Source organism: Pseudoalteromonas sp. Z9A6 (assembly GCF_011378805.1).
GTDB classification, from domain to species: Bacteria; Pseudomonadota; Gammaproteobacteria; order Enterobacterales; family Alteromonadaceae; genus Pseudoalteromonas; species Pseudoalteromonas distincta.
The window spans coordinates 1-9,641 of the sequence record NZ_WTKZ01000091.1 but is presented as its reverse complement, the minus strand read 5'-3'; the positions used below and the strand labels follow the sequence as shown (position 1 = coordinate 9,641).

Below are 9,641 nucleotides of genomic sequence, written 5' to 3'. Positions count from 1 at the left end.
GCTAGATATTTAGCAATTTAGGCTGACACAGAATTCTGAACGCCCTCTTAAAAAAGGGACCTAGGGTCCCTTTTTGCATTTACACAATAAGCTTATTACTCTGCTGGTGCTTCTTCATTTTGAATTTCAAGTAATTCAACTTCAAATACAAGTGTTGAATTAGCTGGAATCTTACCTAAGTCACGGTCGCCGTAAGCAAGTTCTGAAGGTATAGTGAACTTGTACTTAGAACCCACTGACATAAGTTGTAAACCTTCAGTCCAACCCGCAATTACGCGGTTAAGAGGGAAAGTTGTCGGTTCGTTACGTGCATATGAGCTATCAAACTCAGTACCGTCTAATAAAGTCCCTTTGTAGTGTACTTTAACTACATCAGTTGCCACTGGCTTTTCGCCATCGCCTTCGCTAAGTACTTCGTACTGTAGACCCGACTCAGTTACTGTAACGCCTTCTTTTTTAGCGTTATCAGCTAGGTATTTAGCGCCTGCTTCTTTACTTTTTTCAGACTCTACTTTAGCTTTTTCTTCTTGCTTAGTACGTACTGATGTATCTAGTGCAGTTAATACTTCGCGAATTTTTTCTTCGTCAATTTTTGCATTGCCAGCAAGCGCATCTTCAAAACCACGAATTAAAAGTGCTTGGTCTAGTTCAATACCAATTTCTGTTTTGTCTGCTAGGTCTTTATTTAAAAAGTTACCTACAGATGCACCAATACCATATGCTTGTTGCTGTTCTACAGTGTCTAATTTAACTTCAGCTTGTTCTTTTTTTGCTTCTTGATTACAAGCTGTAAGCGCTAAAACTGACGCTGCAATCAATGACAATCTAATCGTCTTTTTCATTTTAAATCTCCGACACACTTTGCAGTTGTCATTTTAATGTATTATTACTAGTGAAAGATTAACGGCCCACATGATAGGCTGCTTGTTTAATGACTAAATTCCATATTGTTAGCTAAACTAAAAACATATCCAGTGATTAGACAAACAACCTAGGCATTTAACGCGTCCTAGTCTAACCTCTCAGTCACTAAGAGTTAAGGGGAAATACCTGTAATATGTCGATATTTCGTACTTTTTTAATCGTATTTAGCTGTTTTTTAGCCATCGCCTGTACCGATAAAAAACAACACGCTGTAGCAAGTTACGAACATGCTGCACAAGGTGCATTTTCATCAACAGTTTCAAACGATGGTAAATACAGTTTGATCTCCTCTATCAACCATGGGGTCGCCCTGTGGGATAATCAACAGCAGGTGCTAAAATACCAATGGTTTCAGCAGCAGTCACAAGACAGCCTAGTGTACGCTGTTGCCATTGCTTTTGATAACAGCGTGGCTGTTACCGCCGAAAAAACCACGTTTGCTGTGTGGGATATAGCCACAGGCAAAAATCAAGGTTATTACAAAATACAGAAAGCCAGTATTCGCGATATTGCTATTAGCAATCAAGGCCGTAGTGTTTTATACGGCCGTAGCGACGGCGTTGTCGTATTTGTAAACCTAGAAACTGGGCGTCGTATTGAGTTTTTAGGTCATCAAGATAAAGTTAACACCGTTGACCTGTCACCTAACGGACGCTTTGCCTTAAGTGGTTCTAACGATTATGTTGCTTACTTTTGGGATACACGTACCGGACAAGTAATTCATCGTTTTAATCACCCAACGCGTGTTACCCAAGTAACGCTCGATCCACAAGGTCGCTATGCATTTACGGCCGATAGTATGGCACAAGCAAATGTATGGAAGCTGACTACAGGTGATCTTGTGAGTAAACTGAAGTATATTGCGCGTCAGAAAATTTTTACTGCTGTGCGTTTTAACGAACAAGGCACTTTGCTTGCAACCGGCTCGCCAAATAAGCGTGTAGATTTGTGGCAAATACCAAGCGGTGAAAAAATTCAAACTTGGCAGGTTACCCCGCGCGAAGGCAGTAAGCCTAAATCGGCGGTGGTGCTAGATGTGACATTTACAGATAACGGTAAGTCGTTGTTAACCGAAAGCTCCAGCGGGATCGCAGAGCGATTTATTATACGAGAGAATAATGAACACAATTGAACATCGCTTAATGGAACTTGAAGCCAAAGTGGCTTTTCAAGACGAAACGATTGAAGTCTTAAATGATGAAATAAAAGTGCACCAACAGCTGTTAGCAAAAATGAAACGCCAAACCGAGCTGCTAGCAGAAAAAATTAAAGAGTCGCAGTCATCATCATCTATGATGTCTGAAGTACCTGAGCCGCCTCCACCGCATTACTAAAATCGGTAAAAATTAGGCAATAAAAAACCGGGTTAGTCGCCCGGTTTAAATACACCAATTACTTGTTCAAATTGGCGAGTAGACGCCTGCACAGCATTATCGGGTTGCGCCATTTTATGACCACACTCAACACACTCTACTTTTTCAACATCATGTTCTCTGTATAGCATCATAGTATCCATGGCTTTGCAGTCAGGGCACGATGCACCAGCAATAAATCGCTTCTTTTGTCTCACAACATTTTTCCTGTGGTTTGAACTGCTGTCATTTTATCGTATAACTTCACTTGTTGATACGCTTGATAAGAGCATTAAGTTCTATGTTATGATAGCGCCAACTTAACAAGGGCACAGCAAAGTAACACATTCATGATCCAAATCTCAGAAATAGAACTACTTCGTGGCGGTAAAGCCTTATTAAAAAACGCATCAGCTACGTTATTTCCAGAACACAAAGTAGGCCTTGTTGGCGCTAATGGCTGTGGAAAATCAACGTTATTTGGTTTACTAAAATCAGAACTACAACTAGATGCCGGTAACTGCAGCATTCCAAAAGATTGGTCTATCGCCTCTGTTAAGCAAGAGACACCTGCCCTTGAAATAAGCGCGATTGATTATGTACTTCAAGGCCACCCAGAATACTACGAAATGCGTATAGCACTGCGTGAGGCCGAGAAAAACAACGATGGCGACACACAAGCTAAAGTACATATTCAGCTTGAAAACATTAAAGGCTATAGCATTGAATCAACCGCAGGTGAGCTATTACACGGCTTAGGCTTTGCCAATAACCTTATAGAAAATCCTGTAAGCTCGTTTTCGGGTGGTTGGCGTATGCGTTTAAACCTTGCCCAAGCATTAATACGCGACGCCGATTTACTATTACTCGATGAGCCAACAAACCACCTTGATTTAGATGCCGTTTATTGGCTTGAACGCTTTTTGCGTGCTTATACCGGCACCCTTGTACTTATATCGCATGACCGTGAGTTTTTAGATGCGGTGGTTGATCAAATTTGGCATGTAGATAAGCAACTTATTAACGTGTACAAAGGTAACTACTCGCAGTTTGAGCGCCAAAAAGCTGAGCGCTTACTACAACAACAAGCAATGTTTGATAAGCAACAAGATCAAATTGCTCACCTTGAGCAGTTTATAACGCGCTTTAAAGCAAAAGCCAGTAAAGCTAAACAAGCACAAAGCCGTGTGAAAGCGCTTGAACGCATGGAAAAACTAGCGCCGGCACATGCCGACTCGCCATTTAACTTTGAGTTTGCAGAGCCAAAAGCATTACCAAACCCACTAATGACAATAGATAAAGCCAAAGCGGGTTATGGTGACGTCACTATTTTAAATAATATAGAGCTAAACCTTGTACCAGGTAGCCGAATTGCTTTATTAGGTCGAAATGGCGCAGGTAAATCAACGTTAATTAAACTGCTTTCTGGTGATTTAGAGCCGCAAGCGGGCGAAGTTGTTCAGCATCACGGATTAAATATTGGTTACTTTGCGCAGCATCAACTTGAATCTCTTGATTTAAAAGCCAGTGCAATAATGCACTTACAACGCCTCGACCCAAAAGCCACTGAGCAATCACTACGTGACTTTTTAGGTGGTTTCGCCTTTATTGGCGATAAAGCACTTGAGCCTGTAGCCCCTTTTTCGGGCGGCGAAAAAGCACGTTTAGTACTTGCCATGTTGGTATATCAAAAGCCAAACCTGCTGCTTCTCGATGAGCCAACTAACCACCTTGATTTAGAAATGCGCCATGCACTTGTTATGGCACTGCAAGGCTTTGAAGGCGCTATGGTTACCGTATCACACGACCGCCACATGCTTAAAAATACCGCCGATGAGTTTTACTTAGTAGATGACGGCAAAGTAACCCAGTTTGGTTACGACTTAGATGCGTATTACCAGTGGTTACTCAATGCCAATAAAGAAGCGGTTAAAGCGCAGCAAAGCGACGAGCCTAAAGCAAATCCAGGTGTTAACCGTAAAGAGCAAAAGCGCCTAGAGGCTGAGTTTAGAAAGGCCACTCAACCACTTAAAAAGCAAATTGAAAAGCTTGAAAAGCAACTCGATAAATTCACCGCCGAGTTAAGTGAAGTTGAAGTGACCTTAGGTGATAACGAACTCTACAACGACGACAACAAAGCCAAGCTTAAAGAGTTATTAGCCAAGCAAGCAACCCTTACGCCTAAACTTAACGACGTTGAAGAAGAGTTACTTATGGCACTTGAAGAAATGGAAGAAAAAGAGCAGGCATTCGCCGATGAACTTGCTCAATAGCGACCATTTTTGGCAATTTGCGTGCACTTTGTACGCAAAGCCTGATCAACAAACAACCTTGCTGGCACTACAAAACCAGCAAGGAAAAAACGTTAATTTATGCTTATTACTGCTTTATTTAGACTCATTAAGTTTAAGTATTAATACCCAACAGCTAAACGAGTTAACGCAAGTAGTTAGTGACTTTGATACTCGCGCATTACAACCTCTGCGCGCCGCTCGTAGCTATTTAAAAGCTAACCAGAATGCGATAAGTGATTACGCCACAATACGTGCAGAGTTGCTAAGCGCTGAGCTGAAGCTTGAAAAACAACAGCAACATATGTTGATTGAAACGGTAAATGAGCTTGAATTAGTCAAACTTTCAGAGCCAAACAACATTGAGCTATATGTGAAAGCCACTTAGGGTGTTAGTTTTTGTAGCCTCCTCCACTTCTTATTTTCTTTGTGCAAAAAACCTTCAAGTAATTTACTCACAAAGAGGTTAAGAGGCGCTTCGCTTTTAGAGGAAAACAAACTAAATTATTCAGGTGAAAAATATAAATATTGAGCAGTTATTTGGCTCAAGTAGTTTATTGCTCTCCCCCCCCCTCATTTATTTCTCATTCTTTTCTCTTTGTGCAAAAGGTCTTTAAGTACTTTATTCACAAAAAGGTTAAAGCGTTTCGCTTTTAGATAAAGTGAAAAAAAATGAGTTACGATCAGCTCACTATTTTAAGAGAAAACTCTCTTAGCTCTCAGTGATAATAACTTACCAACCCTTAAAACATGATCTAAATCAACTTAGCGTCACTCCTACAGCTGCTTAGAAAAATAACTTGATCTCGATCACGTTGCGACCTGCAAACACCGCCTATGATTAACCCATCAACAACGAGGGGAGCAACTCATGAACGTATTCTTTAGAGACTTTTTTACAGATCCAGTTTTATTTATGTCTTTTGGGTTTTTAACCATCGTTGTTTCTTTGTGTATCTTTTTTGCTTTTTTCTTTTTGAAAAAAATACATGACGCAGAAATTCCCGAACAAAATTAAGCACGACGCACTAAAGCGCCTTATTAGTTTACTAGTTAGGCGCTTTTTATTTTCTGAAGCGAAAAATTTGATACACTAGCTTTTCGTTTAATACAAAGTGCGTAGTACAAACATGATCTCTCAGTTCAAACCAGCATGGTGGATGACCAATCGTCACGTTCAGACCATAATGCCGCGTTTTTTCCGCCCATTTCACAATACGTCCTACGAACTTGAGCAACTTGATACACCTGATGGTGACTTTATTGAGCTTGCATGGTCACTTCCACATAATGAAACCGCACCACTTGCTGTTGTTTTGCATGGCCTTGAGGGCAATATAAATAGCTTTTATGCCAAAGGCATGATGAAGGCATTAAAAAAACAAGGTTATGCAGTTGTGCTTATGCACTTTAGAAATTGCTCAACCGAAGTAAATCGCCTACCACGTGCTTATCACAGCGGTGACACCGCCGATTTAGCTTTTTTTATAAATCACTTAAAGCTGCAATTTCCTAAGCGCACTATGGTCGCTGTTGGTTTTTCATTGGGCGGTAATGTACTTGCCAAATACTTAGGTGAAGAACGCGAAAAATGCCCATTAAGTGCAGCAGCGGTGGTATCTGCTCCTTATGATTTGTCGTCATCGAGCGATGTTATTCGTAAAAGCTTAGGTAAAATTTACCAAAAATATCTGCTCGATCGGATGAAAAAATCAATGCAGCGAAAGCTGCCACAAATTAAGCAGCAAATTTCATTAACGCCAAAACAGTTAATGAAAATTGACGATTTATTAGAGTTTGATAATCAGTTAACAGCCCCTCTACATGGTTTTGAAAACGCACACGATTACTACCGTAAAGCCAGTGCTATGCCGTATTTGAAAGATATCGCTGTACCCACACTTATTATTCATTCCAAAGACGACCCTATGCTCTCAATTAAAGCCGTACCGAGTAGGCAAGACGTAAGTGAGCATGTTACGCTGCGCATCTCTGACAAGGGCGGGCATGTTGGTTTTATTAGCGGTAAAAATCCGTTTAAACCTATATTTTGGTTAGAAAAAGCCGTCCCTCATTATTTTAGCCAGCACGTATCAAATAAAGCGAGTAACAAGTAGTAATGATTATCCCTTTTGAACAACTCGATCAAGACACTCTTTATAACTTAATCGAAAGCTACGTATTACGCGAAGGTACCGATTATGGTGAAGTAGAGGCAAGCATCGAATCTAAAGTAAGCCAAGTAAAGCTGCAGCTTAAAAATGGCGAAGCGATGGTGTTTTTCTCAGAATTACACGAGTCTGTAACTATAATTTCAAAAGGTGAATTTAAAGCGCTGCAAAGTGAAGAGCATCAAGCACAGTCGTTTGATTAGGGCGTAGTACTTGTAACTTTTGAATTGAACGTACACAATGGCTTTTTACCCAAAGAGCCAAAACATGATAAAACTCAGCACTCTAGTGGTAGCCATATCACTAGCTTTAACTAGCCAAGCCCAAGCAGAACAAACAATAACAGCATCTGATAAGGCAATTAAACTCGCTAAAGATACCATTTTAATTGATACCCATATTGACGTACCTTATCGAATTCACGAAAGCTGGGTTGATGTAACCAAAGCAACTAGTGATGGCGATTTTGACTATCCTCGCGCTGTAAAAGGCGGTTTAAACGCACCGTTTATGTCGATTTATATTCCTGCGCATTTAGAGTTTGAGGGTAAAGGAAAAAGCTACCAGCTAGCCAATCAAATGATTGATAGTATGGAAGCCATAGTCCAGCGCGCACCCGATAAGTTTGCTATTGCTAACTCAAGCTCTGATATTGAAGAGCAATTTAAACAAGGTAAGCTGTCTATAGCCATGGGTATGGAAAATGGCTCTCCAATCGAAGGTGATATGAAAAACCTTCAGCATTTTTACGAGCGTGGCATTCGTTACATCACGCTAGCGCACTCGCAAAGCAACCATATTTCGGATTCGTCTTACGATATACGCCGTAAATGGAAAGGCTTAAGCCCATTCGGTAAAAAGCTTGTCACTGAAATGAATAATATAGGCATGCTAATTGACGTATCGCATATTTCTGATGATGCGTTTTATCAGGTTATGGAGCTCTCTAAAACGCCAGTAATTGCCTCTCATTCATCACTTCGTAAATACACGCCTGGCTTTGAGCGTAATATGAATGACGATATGCTATTAGCGCTGAAGGAAAATGGCGGTGTTATTCAAATCAATTTTGGCTCAAGCTTTGTTACCGCTAAAGCAGGTAGCTGGGGCAAGCAATTAAAAAGTACAAAAGAGTCAGCTAAAAAAGAAGGTACTAAGTTAAGTAAAGATTTTGATGCTGCGTACCGTGCTAAAAATCCGTATCCTTTTGCAAGTCTTGAGCAAGTACTTGACCATATTGATCACGTAGTTGAGCTAATTGGTATTGATTATGTAGGTATTGGCTCTGATTATGATGGAGTTGGCGATTCATTACCTATCGGCTTAAAAGATGTATCTAGCTACCCAAATCTAGTTCAAGGTTTGATAGACAGAGGTTACAGCGACACCGATATTAAAAAGATTTTAAGCGGCAATACACTAAGAGTGTGGAAACAAGCTGAGCAATACGCAAAATCGCATTAAGCTTTACGCGCTAGGCTTAGGTCTAGCGCTTATAGCCAATTTAAACACCGTATTTCGCCACTCACGCCCCGCCTTCTTAATTAACCCGTATATTTCATCCTCATTTAACACATTTTTTAACAGACTTATATTTCGAAAACAGATAAATTACCCATTTTAGAGGCAGATTATTTTATGACTATAAACAAAGGAACTATTGCGATTACTATAGCAACACTTGCCTTGGTAATTTCATGCTACGGAACATTTTTTAAAGATCAGTCCAGTTCGCTTAATAAACCCAAGCAGCAACAGCTAAGCCCCACAGTTTCTATTAGTACTCCTGCAGAATATCAGCAATCAAATGAAGCCTTAATTGACGAACTAAGCAAGAAAGTAAGTTCGCTACAACGCAAAGTAGCAAACTTAACACTGCACGCTAATGGCTCTTATCAAGAACAAGATACCGACGAATTTAAGGAACTTGTTCTTGACGTACTAGAGGAAAAACAGCAGCAAGAAGATGAAAAACGACGTGAGCAAAATCCTCTTTATAGCTTTTATGCAGACTTACCAGAAGACTATGATTTAAGGATCAAATCAGAACCTGATTATGCTAAACAAATAAACTCTCAATTAAGAGAGCAAACTTTAGATCCAAGCATCTCTGATTTAAATAGGTTAGCTGCACTGAGTCAACTGCAAATGAATATGTTTATCTTGAATAAATCGAGTATGCCTGAGTATGACTATGAAGTAGTAGGTAACATTTTAAATTTAGCGAACAACAGTAGTGACGAAAAATTTAAAATTCAAGCTGTTGAGTTAACAACTCAAACACCGGTACTTGATTACCGCCTTGCAGAGCAATTTACAAACTTGTTAGAGCAAGACACGAATGATTATATCCGTCGCTTAGCTGCACAAGGGTTGATGGCGCAATACTACCAAGCTCAAAATAAACAAGATGGTTATACGAAGCAAATGGCGCAGCATCTACTTTCAGTTTATAACAATAGTTCTGACAATGCAGTCAGGACAACGCTTGACGAAATGATGGGTAACCAAGATATGCTTGATGAGTTACGTAAGAATGCTGGTTACTAACTGATTAAGTTCATGCTCCTACTCTGTTACAGCGATAACATTAATACTTTTAATGCTTAATGCATTACAACAGTTGATTACTCAACGATAGTTGCTACAAAGCACCGATGCCTAAGGTAAGAGAGCCACCTTCACATTACATAAATTACAGGCATTAAAAAACCCGAGACTAAGCTCGGGTTTTTTTAATGCTTAATGCATTACAACAGTTGATTACTCAACGATAGTTGCAACAACACCAGCACCAACAGTACGGCCACCTTCACGGATAGCGAAACGAAGACCTTCGTCCATCGCGATTGGCGCGATTAGAGTTACTGTCATCTTGATGTTATCACCAGGCATTACCATTT

At 40.1% G+C, this 9,641-nt stretch carries 10 protein-coding genes and 1 pseudogene; 8 read left to right on the top strand and 3 right to left on the bottom strand.

The annotated features are described in order from the left end of the window. Nucleotides 1-95 precede the first annotated feature (95 nt). Nucleotides 96-842 (bottom strand): FKBP-type peptidyl-prolyl cis-trans isomerase, encoded by a 747-nt coding sequence (gene fkpA / locus GQR53_RS19695; protein ID WP_165744998.1) that lies wholly within the window; start codon nt 840-842, stop codon nt 96-98. Nucleotides 843-1,057: 215 nt separating this feature from the next. On the opposite strand from fkpA, the gene GQR53_RS19690 reads away from it, so the two are divergent. Further along, entirely contained in the window at nt 1,058-2,056 is a 999-nt protein-coding gene (locus tag GQR53_RS19690) for a hypothetical protein (RefSeq protein WP_024604167.1), read from the top strand. Continuing rightward, entirely contained in the window at nt 2,043-2,258 is a 216-nt protein-coding gene (locus GQR53_RS19685) for a SlyX family protein (protein WP_004335946.1), read from the top strand. Before GQR53_RS19690 ends, GQR53_RS19685 begins: the two co-directional genes overlap by 14 nt. A gap of 32 nt (nt 2,259-2,290) precedes the next feature. Here the strand turns inward: GQR53_RS19685 and GQR53_RS19680 are convergent, their stop codons facing one another. Next, nucleotides 2,291-2,494, bottom strand: a complete 204-nt coding sequence (locus tag GQR53_RS19680; protein ID WP_007378899.1) for a YheV family putative zinc ribbon protein — start codon at nt 2,492-2,494, stop codon at nt 2,291-2,293. Between the two features lie 132 nt (nt 2,495-2,626). Here GQR53_RS19680 and GQR53_RS19675 point away from each other — a divergent pair, with 132 nt between their 5' ends. From GQR53_RS19675 to GQR53_RS19650, 6 genes are all read left to right on the top strand, one after another. Then, entirely contained in the window at nt 2,627-4,549 is a 1,923-nt protein-coding gene (locus GQR53_RS19675) for an ATP-binding cassette domain-containing protein (protein ID WP_165744997.1), read from the top strand. Beyond that, nucleotides 4,533-4,955 carry a TIGR02444 family protein gene (locus GQR53_RS19670; protein WP_165744996.1) on the top strand — a complete coding sequence of 141 codons (423 nt, stop codon included), beginning with the start codon at nt 4,533-4,535 and terminating at the stop codon, nt 4,953-4,955. Before GQR53_RS19675 ends, GQR53_RS19670 begins: the two co-directional genes overlap by 17 nt. A gap of 742 nt (nt 4,956-5,697) precedes the next feature. Next, nucleotides 5,698-6,684 carry a hydrolase gene (locus GQR53_RS19665; RefSeq protein ID WP_024606596.1) on the top strand — a complete coding sequence of 329 codons (987 nt, stop codon included), beginning with the start codon at nt 5,698-5,700 and terminating at the stop codon, nt 6,682-6,684. A gap of 2 nt (nt 6,685-6,686) precedes the next feature. Then, complete coding sequence (locus tag GQR53_RS19660; protein WP_004335925.1) at nt 6,687-6,941, top strand: YheU family protein; 255 nt, start codon at nt 6,687-6,689, stop codon at nt 6,939-6,941. A 64-nt stretch (nt 6,942-7,005) separates the two neighbouring features. Then, nucleotides 7,006-8,202, top strand: a complete 1,197-nt coding sequence (locus tag GQR53_RS19655) for a dipeptidase (RefSeq protein WP_165744995.1) — start codon at nt 7,006-7,008, stop codon at nt 8,200-8,202. A 174-nt stretch (nt 8,203-8,376) separates the two neighbouring features. Continuing rightward, nucleotides 8,377-9,288, top strand: coding sequence for a hypothetical protein (locus GQR53_RS19650; RefSeq protein WP_165744994.1), 912 nt, complete (start codon nt 8,377-8,379; stop codon nt 9,286-9,288). A 213-nt stretch (nt 9,289-9,501) separates the two neighbouring features. Here GQR53_RS19650 and GQR53_RS19645 read toward each other — a convergent pair. Further along, nucleotides 9,502-9,641, bottom strand: a pseudogene (locus tag GQR53_RS19645) (elongation factor Tu); the annotation flags it as partial.